Here is a 15,448-nt window from a genome sequence, read left to right on the forward strand (position 1 = left end):
GAGCCGGCCCGTCCTGCTTTAAGGTCCGGAGCGTGCGCAGTTCCTGGCACGCTCCGGACCCGTGAGTCGCCTTCGTCACATCCGGGGTGCGGACCGGCCGGAATGGGCCCGCGGGGGATGCCCGAAGGCCCGGGATACCCCCGAAATCGCGCGGATTTTGGCACCGCCGGCAGGGGAGGCCAGCCGATTTGTTGGGAGCCGAATCTTCCGGTAGAGTATTTACTCGTTGCCCCCCTAGCTCAGTGGTAGAGCGCGTTCTTGGTAAGAACGAGGTCACCGGATCGATTCCGGTGGGGGGCTCTGAATGAGGGCCTGCGTCAAGGCGGTTTTTGACCGGCTTGACGCAGGTTTTTCTCATTCGTGGCGGCGTAGCTCAGTTGGTTAGAGCGCACGACTCATAATCGTGAGGTCGGGAGATCGAGCCTCCCCGCCGCTACAGAAAGACCCCGCAGGCCCGGCCTGCGGGGTCCTTTTGTCTTAACCGCCACGAAGAAGCAGGTCATCGGTCTTGCTGGCTGCGTTTCATATCCGCGGAACCAGGTGAGCGTCGAGGGCGGCAGCCGCTACTTGCGTAGGGGTCGTACTAGTCACGGGTTTTGATACTCGTGTGCACAATGGCACACGGGTCTAGGCTCCGGGCCATGAAAGCAAGCCGGCGTCTTCTGATCAGCATCACCTGGCCATTGCTCCTGGCCGCGGGCATCTTCGCCGCCCCGGCGCAGGCCGCACTGCAACCGGCGCCGTGTGGGTCCGGTGTTCGCGACTTCACCTGCGACGGCCGTCCGGACCTGCTCGCGCAGGACAGCCACGGCACACTCTGGCTTTACCCCAACGACGGGGACGGCCATCTGAAACCGCGTATTAGGTCCGGCACGGGGTGGCACTACACCGCCATTCTGGAAGGGGTGGTGCCCGGTCCGGCCCAATATACGGGCGTCTTCGCCCGGGACCGCGAAGGAACCCTCTGGGCGATCCCGAGCAACGGCCACGGCGGCTGGCTCAAACGGATACGCACCGGCGGCGGCTGGAACCAGATGACCAGCATCATCCCCGCCTCACACGAACCCGCGCTCCTGGCAATCGACCGCTCCGGCACGCTGTGGCGGTATCCGTATGAGGTCCGATCGCACAGCATCCACTGGCTGACCCGCCAGCGGCTCGGCGCCGGATGGGCCGGACACATGCTGGTCGCCTCGCGCGGGTACAACGACTCGGACTTCCTGGCCCGGGACACGCACGGCACGCTCTGGCCCTACTACTTCACCTACGACAGCCACTACGGGCCGCACGTCCACCGGTCGCCGTTCAACTACGGTTCCGGCTGGGGCAAGTACAGGAGCATAGTCGAGGACGGTGACTTCGTGAACGTGGACGGGTACATCGACTTCGTCGCCACGGACACCCACGGCGGGCTGTGGCTCTACGCGAGTGAACGCGGACTCAAGCACCGCGTGCAGATCGGCCACGGCTTCAACGGCTACACCATCGGGTAACTACTACGGGACCTGCCAGGTTCGGCGGTCCGGGTTCCGCCGTTGCTCTGTCACTTATGGCTGTTCTGCCGCGCCCACAACCGCCAGAAGTGATAGCGCATCGCGCTCGAATGGCCACGGTCCGGGTGCGGGGACGGGGCTCGGTGGGACAGAATGGGACGATGACGCGAATCGCAATCATCGGCGGCCACGGAAAAGTGGCTATGGAACTGTCCGGCATCCTCTCGAAGGACGGGGCCGAGGTGACCTCCATCATCCGCAACCCGGACCATCGCGACGACGTCGCCGCCACCGGCGCCACCCCGTTGGTGCTCGACGTGGAGAAATCGACGACGGCGGAAATCGCCGAAGCGTTGAAGGGCCACGACGCCGTGGTGTGGTCCGCCGGCGCGGGCGGCGGTAGCCCGGAACGCACCTATGCCGTGGACCGGGACGCGGCCATCCGGTCGATCGACGCCGCGGGCGACGCCGGCGTCCGGCGCTACGTTATGGTCTCCTACCTCGGGGCCGGGCCGGACCATGGCGTCCCCGCGGACAACAGCTTCCACGCCTACGCCGAGGCCAAAGCTGCCGCGGACGCCCACCTGCGTGGCAGCGGCCTGGAGTGGACCATCCTGGGCCCGGGAGCCTTGACCGACGGCCCCGGCAACGGTCTGCTGGACGTCAACCCCACCGATACCTCTGACGGCACCGGCACCTCGCGCTCCAACGTGGCGCTCGTCGCCGCCGCGGTGCTGGGTCTGCCGCAGACCGCAGGCCGGACAATCGAGTTCCGGGACGGAACCCTGCCGCTCGCCGCGGCCCTCGGTCCCGTGAGCTAAACCGGCGAACTGGACCCGTGAGGTAGTCGGCCGGGCCGGCCCCGGCGAACCAGTGCCCCGATAGGGTGGTGGGGGCGGCTGGCGCGTCGATGGCCGGGGACTGGTCGCCGTCACCCCGGGGAAAGAGTGCACATGGACCAGCTGGCCCTCATCATCGGACTTCTTCTGGCCACCGTGGTGGCGGTGGGCCTGGGCGACCGGCTCCGCCTGCCATACCCGGTCCTGATGCTGATCCTCGCCGCGTCGCTGACGTTTATCCCGGGCTTTCCGGAGGTGGACATTCCGGCGGAACTGATCCTGCCCATCTTCCTGCCGCCGCTGCTCTTCGCGACCGCGCAGCGCAGTTCCTGGGCCGTCTTCCGGGTGCGCTGGCGGACGCTGCTGATGCTCGCCGTAGCGCTTGTGGTGGTTTCCACCGCCGTCGTGGCAGGCGCCGCCTGGCTCATGATCCCGGGTATCGGCATCCCGGCCGCGATCGCCCTGGGCGCCATGGTGGCCCCGCCCGATCCCGTGGCGGTGGACTCCATCGCAGGCAGGGTCCACATGCCGCGCCGGCTCATCACGGTCCTGCAGAGCGAGGGCCTGTTCAACGACGCGGCCGCCATCGTCATTTTCCAGGCGGCCGTCGCGGCCTCCGTTGCCGGCAGCAGGGTGGGGCCCGACGTCGTGCTCCAGTTCGCCGTCGGGGCGGCCCTTGCCGTCGGCGTCGGGATCGGGATGGGCTGGCTCACGCGCCTCATCACGCGTCTGGTGCACTCGATGGTGGCCCGCAGCGCGGTCACGCTAGTGGTCCCGTTTGCCGCCTACATCCTCGCTGAGGAGGTGCACGCCTCCGGCGTGATCGCCGTCGTCGTCACGGCCTTGGAGATCCAGCGGCATTCACGGCCGCAGGAGGCCGCCGAGCGGGTCACCCGCACGGCGTTCTGGGACGTGGTGGAGCTGCTCGCCACGGGCCTCGCCTTCGGGCTGGTGGGCCTGGAGATCCGCCAGGTCATCCACGACGAGGGCACCGCGGTGATCGGAATGGCCGGAACAGCCGCCGTGGTCTGCGTGCTGGTTTTCGCCGTGCGGTTCGGCTGGCTGGCGATGATGTCGGGCCTGGCGCGGAGCAAGAAAAACACGCTGCGCCCCACCTCCACGAAAGAGGTCCTGATCCTGACGTGGTGCGGCATGCGCGGCTTGGCCACCCTGGCGCTGGCGCTGGCCCTCCCGGCCACGCTGGCCGACGGGACCCCGTTCCCGGCCCGCAGCGAGCTGCTGGTGATTGCGTGCGCCGTGCTGCTGGCCACGCTCGTGCTGCCTGGTCTGACATTGCCGTGGCTGATGCGGGTCCTGAGGGCCTCGGAGGACGGGTCCGTGGAGCGCGACGCCGCCCGGCTGCTGGCCTCCCGCGCGCAGCAGGCGGCCATTGCGGCGCTGAAGGACCACGAGCTTATGAAGGAGCTGCCGCAGGAAAAGGTGGCCCTGGTCAAGGAGAAGATGACCCGGCTACACGCCGAACTCCTGGACGGCAGCCTGCGGAACGAGAGCGTCACCGAAAAACGCAAGCGCGGCCGCGAGCTGGCCATTGCCGTCCAGACCATCGCCCTCGACGCCGCGCGTCAGGAGGTTGTGGCGGCCCGGAACGAACCCGAGATGGACCCGGAGGTCGCGGACCGGGTGCTGCGGCAGCTGGATCTGCGCACCATGATCATGCCGGAGTGACGCACCGGCCCACCGGTAAGTCCGTTACTTACGGACGACCTTGACTCCCGTCGAGCTGTAGATCATGGAACCGCCCTGGAACGGCACCGTCCGGTAGCCGTTGTAGGCCACAGCTGCGCCGAGCGGGTAGCCCAGTCCGCCGGACTGCCAGCCGGCCAGCCGCCAGGCTTCCCGGTAGGGCTGGCCGATCATGTTCGCGCCGGTCGCGGCGGTGTAATAGCTGTTGCCGGTCTGGAAGGGCTGGTAGCACCCGCCGCCCCACAACCCGCACTTTTCCGGGCCCGTGGGGTACCCCACGCCCTTCTGCCATCCGGCCGCACGCCAGGAGTTGAAGTACCGGCTGGTGACGGCGTGGGCGCCGGACGCGGCGGAGTAGTAGATGTTGGACTTTTCGAAAGGCTGGTAGCAGCCGCCGCCGTAGAGCCCGCAGCTGGGAGCTCCGATGGGGTAGCCGATGCCCGGCTGGAGTCCGGCCGCCGTCCAGGCCGTAGTGTAGACGCCGCTCACGGCGTGGGCGCCGGTGGTGGGCGTGTAGTAGACGTTGCCCTTTTGGAACGGCTGGGAGCAGCCGCCGCCGGCCAGCCCGCAGGCGGGTTCGCCCGTGGGGTAGCCGATGCCGGGCTGCCAGCCGGCTTCCCGCCAGGCGTTCCAGTAGACGCCGATGACCGCGTGCGCGCCGGAGGCGGAGGAGTAGTAGATGTTCCCCTTCTGGAAGGGCTGGTAGCAGCCGCCGCCGTACAACCCGCACGCCGGTGCGCCGGTCGGGTAGCCGAGGCCCGGCTGGAGTCCGGCCGCTGCCCAGGCTGTGGCGTAAACACCGCTCACGGCGTGGGCGCCGGTGGCGGTGGTGAAGTAGACATTGCCCTTTTGGAACGACTGGGAGCAGCCACTGCCGGCGAGCCCGCAGACGGGTTCGCCTGTCGGGTAGCCGATGCCGGGCTGCCAGCCGGCTTCCCGCCAGGCGTTCCAGTAGGCGCCGATGACCGCGTGGGCGCCGGATGCTGTGGAGTAGTAGATGTTGCCCTTTTGGAAGGGCTGGAAGCAGCCGCCGCCGTAGAGTCCGCAGCTTGGTGCTCCGGTGGGGTAGCCGATGCCGGGCTGCCAGCCGGCGTCCCGCCAGGCATTCCAATAGACGCCGACGACGGCGTGGGCGCCCGACGCTGTGGAGTAGTAGATGTTGCCCTTTTGGAAGGGCTGGTAGCAGCCTCCGCCGTACAGGCCGCAGCTCGCGGTCCCGGTGGGGTAGCCGATGCCCTGCTGCCAGCCGGCGTCCTTCCACCCGGACATGTAGGTGTTCGAGACGGCATAGGTGCCCACGCCCGGGGTGCTGTAGACCACGCCGCGCTGGAAAGTCTGGTGGCAAGTGGTGGTGGCCGCCGCGCCGTACGGGCAGGTCACGTCGCTGGTGCTGTAGCCCAGGCTGGCTTCCCCGCCGGCCTGCAGCCAGGCGTCCCGGAACACTCCGGTCACGGCGTTGGCAGCGGTGATGGTGATGGCCGCGGCGGTAGCCGAGATGGAATCAATTTTCACCCGGGTGCCGGCATGGGTGCTGAAGGTCTGGCCGGCCTGCCAGGTTTGGCTGGGGTTGTAGTACCCGGAGAAGGGTCGTGAGTCTGGCAGCAGGATCAGCGAGCCCGCCCCCAGTTGCTGGACAATCTTGACGCCGCTGTTGAGGTTCACGGCCTTCGCGGTGTCGTAGCTGACCGGCAGGCGCAACTCGAGGAAATAGACTTCGCCGCTCACCGGGTCGGTGAACTTCACGGCGCGTCTGGCATCGGTGCCGGCCCAGGCCTTCAAGGTGAATTTCTTGACGTCCTTGAGGATCCCGGCGTCGAGAACCTCGTCCCCGCGGCCGAATCCTCCATAGGTCCAGAGGGTCGAGCTGATGGCGGGCTGGGTGGTCTGGGAGACGCCCATCAGGTCCAGGCTGTCGCCGTATTCACGGATGCTGCAGGTGGAGTCGGCGAACGTTCCGTCCGACTTGGTGGCGACGTCCTGCGCGCCGCTGCCGCACTGCAAGCTGTTGGCGTGCATCAGGCCCAGCACGTGCCCGAATTCGTGTGTCAGCACGCTGTTGGTCAGGGTGGCCGGGAGCGGCATGATGACCCGCCCGCTCGTGCCGCTATAACTCCAGCCTGCGCCGTACGCCCCGTCGGAGAGCGTGGGCGTGGACACGAAGACGACGAGTGCGGTGTAGGGATTCGGCGTCCACTTGAGCTCGGTGGCGATGGTGTTCATCATGTCCGGGTAGCGCTGCGTCGAGGTGGCCTTGCTGGTGCGGCTCTCCACCGTCGCCACGCTCATCGACAGGCGGCCGTTGGACATGGTCTTCCAGTAATTGCTGCTGGTGGTGATGGAGGCCTTAGCCGCTGTCTGCGAGATGGTGGCCTTCTTGTCGGCCAACTGGACCAGGACGAGGCGAACCTTGATGTCACCCTGGCGGGCAAGCGAATAGGACTCCGTGGACAGCATGCCCGCGCTGGCCGTGGCCGGAGCCCCCTTCACGCCGGCCGGGGGCGGATTCTCAAAGGTGTGTGCCACAAAGGGCTCGCCCGAGTTTTCCGGGGGCAGCGATTCGACCGTCGTGAGGGACGGGCTGGTGCCGGCAGTAGCGGAGGGGGTCGGCGCCGGCTGGACGGCGTCCGCGCCCGGAGTCAGGGCTTCCGCGGTGGGCGCCGCCGTCGGCGTCTGTGTTGCCGTCTGGGTGGCGGTCGCCGTCTGCGTTGCCGCGGCCGGAGCGCTAGGAGTCGGTGTCGCCGTGGCGGTCGCGACAGGTGCCGGCGTCAGCTCAGCGTGTGCAGGTGCCGTGCCGGTTGTTGGGACCGACGCCAGGGCAAGGACAAGCGCGGCAAAGAACGCGGCCTTCATCCGTAAAGAGTTCACGTTTATCTTTCATGAGACCGCCGCCCGGCCGACGGGTCAGCTGGACGGCCGCAAGTGACCAGAGTGACGCCAGTCTACGGATGAGAGAGAAGAATAAAAGGAAACCTGCGTCAAACTTTCGACTTGGGTATCCAATCGTTGCCGAATCTTGAGATTCGGCTCCTTGGAAAAGTGGCCTGCTTGGGCGGCCGTCAGCCGGCCAGTTCCACTTCCAGGGCGTTGGCCTCGACGAAATCCAGGGCGTGCCGGATGGCTCCCACCGTAACGATCTTGTCGCCCAGCGGCGAGACCGTGACACGCGGGGGAGTGGCGGTGAAACGCGGCAGCGCGGCGGTGATGCCGGGCACCAGTGCGCCGGCCGAATCCGCGACGGCGCCGCCGATCACCACCTGCTCCGGGTTGATCAAGCTTGCGATGGCGGCGATGACCCGGGCCATCCGCTCCGAGAGCCGGCCCAGGATCGCGAGGGCCGCGGCGTCCCCCGCGGCGGCGTCCTCAAATACGCGCCGGGCGCTCGCTTCGCCGCCGTCGGCCGGGCCGCCGCCCGCTGACTGCCACTGCCGGGCCAGGCTCGCGATGCCGTCGCTGGAGCCGACGCCCTCAACCATGTCCAGGAAGCCCATTTCACCGGCGCCGCCGCCGCGGCCGTGCAACAGCCGTCCGGACTCCAGCACGCCCGCGCCGAGCCGCTCGCCGGCCAGGAGCACCACGAGGTCATCCACGCCGGCGCCGGATCCACGCCAGCGTTCACCGAGTGCTGCCAGGTTGGCATCGTTCTCCAGCAGCACGGTCCAGCCGTGGAGGTCTTGCAGGGCCGAGCGGAGCCCGACGTCGAACAGGCTCCAGAAGTGCTGGGCGGCCAGCACATTGCCGCCGCGGTCCACCGGAGCGGCAATGCCGGCACCCACAGCCAGAACCTTGCCCGGGGCCTCGCCGGCGGCCTCCAGCGCCTCTCGGCAGGCCCGGTCGACGACGCCGATCCGCTCCGCGGCGGGGATGTCCGCGGCACGGAAACTCCCGCTGGCGCGGCCCAGGACTGTGCCCCGGAGGTCCGCGACGGCCGCGGTGGTGGTGGCGGCGCCGATGTCGATGCCGAGTACGACGCCGGCCCTCGCCCGGAGCTCGAAACGCCGGGCAGGCCGTCCCTTCTGCGGGTGTCCGGCGGCGGGAGCGTCCTTCCGCGGGGCGTCCAGTTCGCGGATCCAGCCGCGCCGGATCAGGTCCTCGCAGACGGCAATCACCGAAGCCCGGGTGAGTCCGGTTCCCGCCATCAGTTCCGTGCCGGTGGCCACCTCGGTGCCCCGGATAGCGGCAAGCACCGCCTGGGCGTTGACGCGGCGCAGCAGTTGGGGGGTGGCGGCTGCCTGCGGCTTCGGAATCTTGACCTCCCTGTAAGTGCGGACCCATAATTGAACCTGCAATAGATTTAGCTTGTATCTAAATTATCAGACCCGCTTTTGTCAGACACCGCTCCCCAGCCCCGAAGGATTCACCTTGTCGAACACCGCCACGCTGGCAACCCTGTCCGGTTCCGACCTCGCCGCAGACCCCAACTGGTGGCGCCAGGCCTCCGTGTACCAGATCTACCCGCGCAGCTTCGCCGACTCCAACGGTGACGGCCTGGGCGACATCAAGGGCATCACCGCCAAGGTCCCGTACCTCAAGGAACTCGGCATCGACGCCGTCTGGCTCTCCCCGTTCTACCCTTCGGCCCTCGCCGACGGCGGCTATGACGTCGACGACTACCGCGATGTCGACCCCAAGCTCGGCACCCTGGAAGACTTCGACGAGATGTCCGCCGCGCTGCATGCCGCAGGCATCAAGTTGATCGCTGACATCGTCCCGAACCACTCCTCCAACCGGCACGAATGGTTCAAGGAAGCCCTCGCCTCCCCGCGCGGCTCGGCTGCCCGCGAGCGTTACATCTTCCGCGACGGCAAGGGCGAAAACGGAGAGATCCCGCCGTCGGACTGGGAGTCCGTCTTCGGCGGCCCGGCCTGGGAGCGCATCACCGAGCCGGACGGCACCCCCGGCCAGTGGTACATGCACATCTTCGCCAAGGAACAGCCGGACCTGAACTGGTCCAACCGCGAGATCCGCGACGACTTCCTCAAGACCCTGCGCTTCTGGTCGGACCGCGGGGTGGACGGCTTCCGCGTCGACGTCGCGCACGCCCTGACCAAGGACCTCACCGAGCCGCTGTTGTCCAAGGTCGAGCTGAGCGAGGCCAACTCCGGCACCGACGGCTTCGACGACGGCTCGCACCCGTTCTGGGACCGCGACGAGGTGCACGAGATCTACGTCGAATGGCGCGAGGTCTTCAACGAGTACAACCCGCCGCGCACCGCCGTCGCCGAGGCCTGGGTGCACGCGTCCCGCCGCGCCCGCTACGCCAGCCCGGAGGGGCTCGGCCAGGCCTTCAACTTCGACCTGCTGCAGGCCGACTTCGACGCCGACGAGTTCCGCGAAATCATCACCCGCAACCTCGCCGAAGCCACCGAGTCCGGCGCCTCCTCCACCTGGGTCTTCTCCAACCACGACGTCGTCCGGCACGCCACCCGCTACGGCCTGCCCAAGGGCGGCGGACGGCACGCCAAGGGCCAGGACGGCAAGGGCTGGCTGCTGGCCGGCGCCCCGGCCGAGGAACTCGACGTCGAACTGGGCCTGCGCCGCGCCCGTGCCGCGACCCTGCTGATGCTGGCCCTCCCCGGTTCCGCGTACCTCTACCAGGGCGAGGAGCTGGGCCTGCAGGAGGTCGCTGAGATCCCCGACGCCGAACGCCAGGACCCCACCTTCTTCCGCAACAAGGGTGTCGAGATCGGCCGCGACGGGTGCCGGGTGCCGCTGCCCTGGGCCCCGGAAGGCTCCTCCTTTGGCTTCGGCGACGGCGGCGCCCACCTGCCGCAGCCGGCATGGTTCAGCCGCTACGCCGTTGCAGCCCAGGACGGGACCGAAGGCTCCACGCTGGAGTTCTACCGCAAGGCCCTGAAGCTGCGCCGCGAGCTGCAGACCTCGGAGGAACTGGAGTGGCTGGAGACCGGCCGCGCCGACGTGCTGCACTTCCGCCGCCACGGCGGCTGGCAGTCCGTCACCAACTTCGGGGACGACGCCGTCGAACTGCCCGCCGGCGAGGTGCTGGTCAGCAGCGGCCCGCTGGACGGCCAGCTGCTCCCGGGCAACACCACCGTCTGGCTTCGGTGAATTCCGCGCCCCCTAAGCCCGGAGGGTTCCCCACCCAGGAACTGATTTATGGCTGCATGGGCCTGGGCGGCAGCTGGTCGGCGGAACCGTACTCGTCCGCGCACGTGGACGAGGCGGCCGCGGCCGTCGACGCCGCCCTGGACGCCGGCATCACCCTGTTCGACCACGCCGACATTTACCGCAACGGCAAGTCCGAGGCGGTCTTCGGCGAGGTGCTGGCGCAGACGCCCGGCCTGCGGGAACGGGTCCGGCTGCAGACCAAATGCGGCATCCGGTTGGGCGAACAGGGCCTCGATGCGTTCTACGACCTGAGCCGGGACGGCATTCTGGACCGGGTCAACGACAGCCTGGACCGGCTGCGGACGGACTACGTGGACGTGCTGATGCTGCACCGCCCGGACCCGTTGCTGGACCCTGCCGAGGTGGCGTCCGCCGTCGGGCAGCTCATGGCCGAGGGCAAGGTCCGCGCGGTGGGGGTCTCCAACATGTCGGCCCCGCAGATCGAGCTGCTGCAGGACCGGCTCGAGGTGCCTGTGGTGGCCAACCAGCTGGAAATGAGCCTCTCCGCGCGGGCCTGGCTGGAGAGCACCGTGCTGGTCAACCACGCCGAGGGCACGGACTACAGCTTTCCGCACGGCACCGTGGAGCACTGCGTCCGGCGCGGCATCACCCTGCAGGCCTACGGCGCGCTCTCCCGCGGGCTCTATACCGGGGCGCCGGCGGCGAGCCCGAGTGCCGCGGAGGAGGCCGCCGCGGCACTCGTCGCCGAGCTGGCCGCGGAGAAGGGCACCACGGGCGAGGCTGTGCTGCTGGGCTGGCTGATGAAGCACCCGGCCGGAATCGCCCCCGTGATCGGCACCGCCAAGCCGGACCGGATCCGGGCCTGCGCCGGCGCCGCCAAGGTGGCCTCGGCCATGACGCGCACCGAGTGGTACCGGCTCTGGATCACGGCCCGGGGCAGCAACATCCCCTAGGCACGCACCGGCCGCGCCGGCCGTCGTGCCCGCCCAACTGGCTCGCAGTTGTTGTCGTTTAGATTCCTTCAAACGACAACAACCGCGAGCCAGTTTCGCGCGCCGGGGTGATTTTGGTCGTATTGGTCGCCCTAAACAGGGGTATTACTTGGCGGCGGGCGGCCCCGGGCGGCTAGCGTAGAGGCATGACCTCTACCACCACCGCCGGGATCGTCCGGCCCCAGCGCAATGTCCCGGCCGAAATCGCCCGCTCCTGGCTGCTGGTCAACGCCATGAAGCCGGAGCTCTTCGGCCAGTCGGCGGAGTCCCGCGCGGACGCCATCATCCTGGACATCGAAGACGCGGTGGATCCCTCGCAGAAGGATGCCGCCCGCGAGCACGTTGTGGACTGGCTGACCGCCGGCGGCAGCGCCTGGGTCCGGATCAACGACGCCACGAGCCCCTTCTGGGCCGATGACCTCGCCGGCCTGCGCGGCACTCCGGGACTGCTGGGCGTGATGCTCGCCAAGACCGAGTCCGCGGACCAGGTCACCGAGAGCTACCACCGCATGGACGGCAAGACCCCGGTCATACCGCTGGTCGAGTCCGCCGTCGGCATCGAGGAAGCCAACCACATCGCCAAGGCCCAGGGCGCGTTCCGGCTGGCCTTCGGCTCCGGTGACTTCCGCCGCGACACCGGCATGGCCGCCACCCCGGAGGCCATGGCCTACCCGCGCGCCAAGCTCGTCGTCGCCAGCCGCGTCGGCAACCTGCCCGGGCCGATCGACGGCCCCACCGTCGGCACCAACCACCCGATCCTGCGCGAGCAGACCGGCATCACCGTGATGATGGGCATGACCGGCAAGCTCTGCCTCGCGATCGACCAGACCAGCGTCATCAATGAGGTCATCAGCCCGACGCCGTCCGACGTCGCCTGGGCCACCGACTTCATGGCCGACTTCGAGGCCAACGGCCGCGTCATCCGGGACGGCTCCGACCTGCCGCGCCTGGGCCGAGCCGAAAAGATCATGAAGCTCGCTGTAGCCTTTGGGGTGCAGCCGGCACTGTAGCCGGTTCCCGGCCCAAGCAAGGAGACCCCGTGACCGATACCCGCTATCTGGTCCACGGGGTCTTTTGGGATGGTCTGCAGCCGGCCTCGCCGGTTCCTGGCCAGCCCGACGCCGGCCGGGCCGTCCTGCGGTTGCAGGACCCCGCGGGTGCGTTCACCGAACTGGTGCTCGACGCCGGTACGCGCCTCGGTTTCCGGCTCGCCTCGCGGGGGAAGCACTGCCTGGGCCACCACAAAGTGCACGGACCCGCGGACCGGGAGCACATGGTCTGCCCGGACCGTGCCCCGGCCGCCCGAGGAAAGCAGTGCGGGCCGTGCTTCGCCGTCGACGATTCGCGGCTGATCCATGACTTCCACCGCGGCGGCCGGGTCCCGCCGGGGCTGCGCGCCTACCTGATGCAGCCGCACTGGCTTTATGTCGCGACTTTCGCCAATGGCGCCAGCAAGGTGGGCACCGCCTCGAACCTGCGCAAGTGGCACCGGCTTGCCGAGCAGGGTGCCGTCGTGGCCCGCTACGTCGCCCGCGCCGACGACGGGCGGGTGGTCAGGGTGCTGGAGGATCTGGTCACGCGCGACGCCGGGCTGCCGCAGCAGGTCCGCTCGGCGGCGAAGGCCGCCGGGCTCACCGCGCCGCCGCCCGCCGCAGCACTGGAGGCCCTCAACAGCCGGCTCGCAGCCGGAGTCCGGAACCTGCTGGGCGGTGCCAATACGGACGGCTTTGAGGTCGTGGACGAACGGTGGCTGCGTCCCGCGCTGGCCGACGCGGCCTGCACCCCGGGCGCCCGGCACGCCTACCCCCACGACCTCGGCTCGGACGCCCACGGCTTCCGGCTCGCGTCGCTGAGCGGCAGCGTCGCGCTGGCCAGGCTCGACGGCGCCGACCTTGAATTCGTCGTCAGCCTCGGCGAGCTGAAAGCGCGGACCATCGAGCTTGGCGACCACGGCTCCGAGGTCCCCGCTGTCCAGGAGGCATTGTTCTGAGCCCGGGTCCGCCCACGACGGCGGGTGCAGGGGTCCCCGGTAGACTGGCACGGTGCTGAACGAATTCTGGGCCACCGCGTCAACCACCTACAAGGTGCTCGTCTTCAGCGCCATGGGCCTGATCGCCACAGGCATCATCCTCAATCTGGTCGGCAACAACACGGGCAACCAAGGCCTGGCCCTGGCCTCGCTGGCCGTCATCGGCGTCGGTCTCATCCTGCACATCGCCGGGATCGTGGTCCGCGGCCAGACAATCCGGAAAAACCTCAAGCGCTAGCGGCGGCGTTCCGCACCACGTGGCTGCGGGCGTGCTCCACGGCGTCCGGCAGGCTGGCGAACAAATGCTTGTGGTGCCGCAGCGAGCGGATCACGCCGACATTGGTCACCAGGTCCAGATGCTGAGGCTGGACGCCCTTGAGCAGCACCGTGACTCCGCGCAGCTCCAGCGCCGAGATGACGTCCACCAGCGTGTGGGCCCCGGTCGCGTCGAGCATCCGCACCTGCGAGAGCCGGATGATCGCGACCTGGATGTCCTTGACCTGGCTGATCTCCTGCAGGACCCGTTCCGCAGCCCCGAAGAACATGGCGCCGTCGAGCCGGAAGATGGCGATGTGCCTGTCACCGGGTACAGCCGGGCCCGGGATGTCTTCGCGCTGCACCCCGCTGAGCGAGGCGAACTTGCGCAGCGTGAACACCGCCGCCGCGACCAGCCCGATCTCGATCGCCACGATCAGGTCGAACGCGACGGTTATTAGTGCTGTCAGGACAAAGACGAAGGCATCGGCCCGGGTGGAGCGCATCACCGCCGCCACGGTTTGCCGTGAGACCATGCGGGTGGCCGTGACCATCAGGATCCCGGCCAAGACCGCCAGCGGGATCCTGCCCACCAGGCCCGCCGCCAGGTAGATGATGGCCAGCAGCACGAGGGCGTGGACGATCGCCGCGAGCCGGGTCTTCGCCCCGGAGCGGACGTTAACGGCGGTCCGGGCGATCGCGCCCGTGGCCGGCATGCCGCCGAAGAAACCCGCCGCTACCGACGCCAGGCCCTGGCCGGTGAGTTCGCGGTCCGGGCTGTAGGTCCCGGTGGGCCGGCCGTCGGGGCCGACCATGCCGGCGGCCACCCGCGCGGACAGCAGCGATTCGATGGCCGCGAGCGTGGCGATGGAGACGGCGGGCATGAGCAGGCCACCCAGCACCGACGGGTCCAGTGCCGGCATGGACGGTGCGGCGAGGGAATGCGGCAGTGAGCCGATCCGCGGGATCTGCAGGTCCAGGAGTTCGGCGGCCACGGTGGCCAGCAACACGGCGGCCAGGCTGGCGGGGATGGCCTTGTTCAGCCGGGGCAGCAGGAACATCACCGCGGCGACGCCCGCCACGATAGCCAGGGTCTGCAGCACCGTGGGGGCCGTCGCCGTGGCGGCGCTCTCGACGGCGGCCAGCACGGTGTTGTGGCCCGGTACTCCCTCAGTGCCGGTGGCCATCGGCACCTGCTGCAGGAAGATGATGGCGGCAATGCCCAGGGTGAAGCCCTCCACGACGGGCCACGGGATGAACGCGACCGCCCGGCCCAGGCCGCTGACGCCGAGGATGATGACCAGCAGCCCGGCCATCACGGAGACCAGGGCGATGCTGCCGGCGCCGTGCGCGGCGACCACCGGGGCCAGGACCACCACCATCGCGCCCGTGGGCCCGGAAACCTGGACGTGGGAGCCGCCCATGACGGCGGCAACCAGTCCCGCGACCACTGCCGTGATGAGCCCCGCCTCGGCACCCACCCCGGAACTCACCCCGAAGGCGAGGGCCAGCGGCAGGGCCACGATGCCCACCGTGATGCCGGAGAGCAAGTCCGTCCGCCACGACCCGCGCAGCCCGTCGTAGTCGCGGCGGGAGGGCAGGAAGCGGGCGAGGTAGCCCCGGACGCCGCGGGCCGCCGTCGTTGCCGTCGCGGCGGTCACGAGGCGGACCCCTGGAGGTGCGCGGCCGGCAGTTCCTGCGCGAGCCGGAGCTGTTCGCCCGAATCCGCCAGGCTGTCCAGCAGGAAGATCCGGGCAATGGCGAGCAGCTCGGCAATCTTCGGGTGGGCCAGCCGGTAGGTCACGGCGTTGGCGGTCCGGACCGAGGTCACCACCCGGTGCCGGCGCAGCGTGGCCAGGTGCTGGGACAGGTGCGAGGCCTCCAGACCGGTCTCGGCCAGCAGGTAGCTGACCGGAGCCGAGCCGTCCGGGGCCGCCGCCAGCAGTTCCAGCACCCGGATCCGCGCCGGGTGGGCGAGGGCCTTGAACAGGTTGGCCTTGATTTCGTACAAGGGGGTCTGCGCTGCGGAAATCATGGCGGTCCTGCGCT

General features: G+C 69.2%; 12 protein-coding genes and 2 tRNA genes. 10 read left to right on the plus strand and 4 right to left on the minus strand.

Features of this window, described 5'->3' with window-relative positions:
* Positions 1 to 228: 228 nt before the first annotated feature.
* The 5 genes from AC1DGE_RS10865 (at position 229) to AC1DGE_RS10885 (ending at position 4,018) form a co-directional block, all read left to right on the plus strand.
* Positions 229 to 300, plus strand: a tRNA-Thr gene (locus tag AC1DGE_RS10865).
* 62 nt (positions 301 to 362) lie between these two features.
* Positions 363 to 436, plus strand: a tRNA-Met gene (locus AC1DGE_RS10870).
* A gap of 205 nt (positions 437 to 641) precedes the next feature.
* Positions 642 to 1,493: a hypothetical protein gene (locus AC1DGE_RS10875; protein ID WP_476908438.1), complete on the plus strand. Its 852-nt coding sequence runs from the start codon at positions 642 to 644 to the stop codon at positions 1,491 to 1,493.
* Between the two features lie 161 nt (positions 1,494 to 1,654).
* Positions 1,655 to 2,314, plus strand: coding sequence for an SDR family oxidoreductase (locus tag AC1DGE_RS10880; protein WP_441416978.1), 660 nt, complete (start codon positions 1,655 to 1,657; stop codon positions 2,312 to 2,314).
* A gap of 132 nt (positions 2,315 to 2,446) precedes the next feature.
* On the plus strand, positions 2,447 to 4,018 hold the full coding sequence (locus AC1DGE_RS10885) for a Na+/H+ antiporter (RefSeq protein ID WP_476892089.1): 1,572 nt from the start codon (positions 2,447 to 2,449) through the stop codon (positions 4,016 to 4,018).
* A 24-nt stretch (positions 4,019 to 4,042) separates the two neighbouring features.
* Here the strand turns inward: AC1DGE_RS10885 and AC1DGE_RS10890 are convergent, their stop codons facing one another.
* Positions 4,043 to 6,901, minus strand: coding sequence for a M43 family zinc metalloprotease (locus AC1DGE_RS10890; RefSeq protein ID WP_476917455.1), 2,859 nt, complete (start codon positions 6,899 to 6,901; stop codon positions 4,043 to 4,045).
* A 191-nt stretch (positions 6,902 to 7,092) separates the two neighbouring features.
* A complete protein-coding gene (locus tag AC1DGE_RS10895) occupies positions 7,093 to 8,322 on the minus strand; it encodes an ROK family protein (RefSeq protein ID WP_441416981.1) in 1,230 nt (409 codons plus the stop codon).
* Between the two features lie 73 nt (positions 8,323 to 8,395).
* Here AC1DGE_RS10895 and AC1DGE_RS10900 point away from each other — a divergent pair, with 73 nt between their 5' ends.
* From AC1DGE_RS10900 to AC1DGE_RS10920, 5 genes are all read left to right on the plus strand, one after another.
* Entirely contained in the window at positions 8,396 to 10,102 is a 1,707-nt protein-coding gene (locus AC1DGE_RS10900; protein WP_476917456.1) for a glycoside hydrolase family 13 protein, read from the plus strand.
* Positions 10,099 to 11,076: an aldo/keto reductase gene (locus tag AC1DGE_RS10905; protein WP_476917457.1), complete on the plus strand. Its 978-nt coding sequence runs from the start codon at positions 10,099 to 10,101 to the stop codon at positions 11,074 to 11,076. The genes AC1DGE_RS10900 and AC1DGE_RS10905 overlap by 4 nt, the downstream gene beginning before the upstream one ends.
* A 185-nt stretch (positions 11,077 to 11,261) precedes the next feature.
* Positions 11,262 to 12,125: an HpcH/HpaI aldolase/citrate lyase family protein gene (locus tag AC1DGE_RS10910; protein WP_441416984.1), complete on the plus strand. Its 864-nt coding sequence runs from the start codon at positions 11,262 to 11,264 to the stop codon at positions 12,123 to 12,125.
* Between the two features lie 29 nt (positions 12,126 to 12,154).
* Positions 12,155 to 13,105: a DUF2797 domain-containing protein gene (locus AC1DGE_RS10915; protein ID WP_476917458.1), complete on the plus strand. Its 951-nt coding sequence runs from the start codon at positions 12,155 to 12,157 to the stop codon at positions 13,103 to 13,105.
* A gap of 52 nt (positions 13,106 to 13,157) precedes the next feature.
* Positions 13,158 to 13,382 carry a DUF3188 domain-containing protein gene (locus AC1DGE_RS10920; protein ID WP_441416986.1) on the plus strand — a complete coding sequence of 75 codons (225 nt, stop codon included), beginning with the start codon at positions 13,158 to 13,160 and terminating at the stop codon, positions 13,380 to 13,382.
* Here AC1DGE_RS10920 and AC1DGE_RS10925 read toward each other — a convergent pair.
* Entirely contained in the window at positions 13,372 to 15,060 is a 1,689-nt protein-coding gene (locus AC1DGE_RS10925) for a SulP family inorganic anion transporter (RefSeq protein WP_441416987.1), read from the minus strand. The two genes, AC1DGE_RS10920 and AC1DGE_RS10925, sit on opposite strands and share 11 nt — an antisense overlap.
* The gene (locus AC1DGE_RS10930; RefSeq protein ID WP_476908445.1) at positions 15,057 to 15,434 is read right to left on the minus strand and encodes an ArsR/SmtB family transcription factor; all 378 of its coding nucleotides are present in this window, start codon (positions 15,432 to 15,434) and stop codon (positions 15,057 to 15,059) included. Before AC1DGE_RS10930 ends, AC1DGE_RS10925 begins: the two co-directional genes overlap by 4 nt.
* Positions 15,435 to 15,448: the final 14 nt, after the last annotated feature.

The sequence above is a fragment of the Arthrobacter sp. 05N425 genome, from assembly GCF_056397125.1.

Coding starts and splice junctions, on each gene's coding strand:
- AC1DGE_RS10885 (WP_476892089.1), top strand. CDS start 2,447: ATGGACCAGCTGGCCCTCATCATCGGACTTCTTCTGGCCACCGTGGTG.
- AC1DGE_RS10875 (WP_476908438.1), top strand. CDS start 642: ATGAAAGCAAGCCGGCGTCTTCTGATCAGCATCACCTGGCCATTGCTC.
- AC1DGE_RS10930 (WP_476908445.1), bottom strand. CDS start 15,434: ATGATTTCCGCAGCGCAGACCCCCTTGTACGAAATCAAGGCCAACCTG.
- AC1DGE_RS10910 (WP_441416984.1), top strand. CDS start 11,262: ATGACCTCTACCACCACCGCCGGGATCGTCCGGCCCCAGCGCAATGTC.
- AC1DGE_RS10880 (WP_441416978.1), top strand. CDS start 1,655: ATGACGCGAATCGCAATCATCGGCGGCCACGGAAAAGTGGCTATGGAA.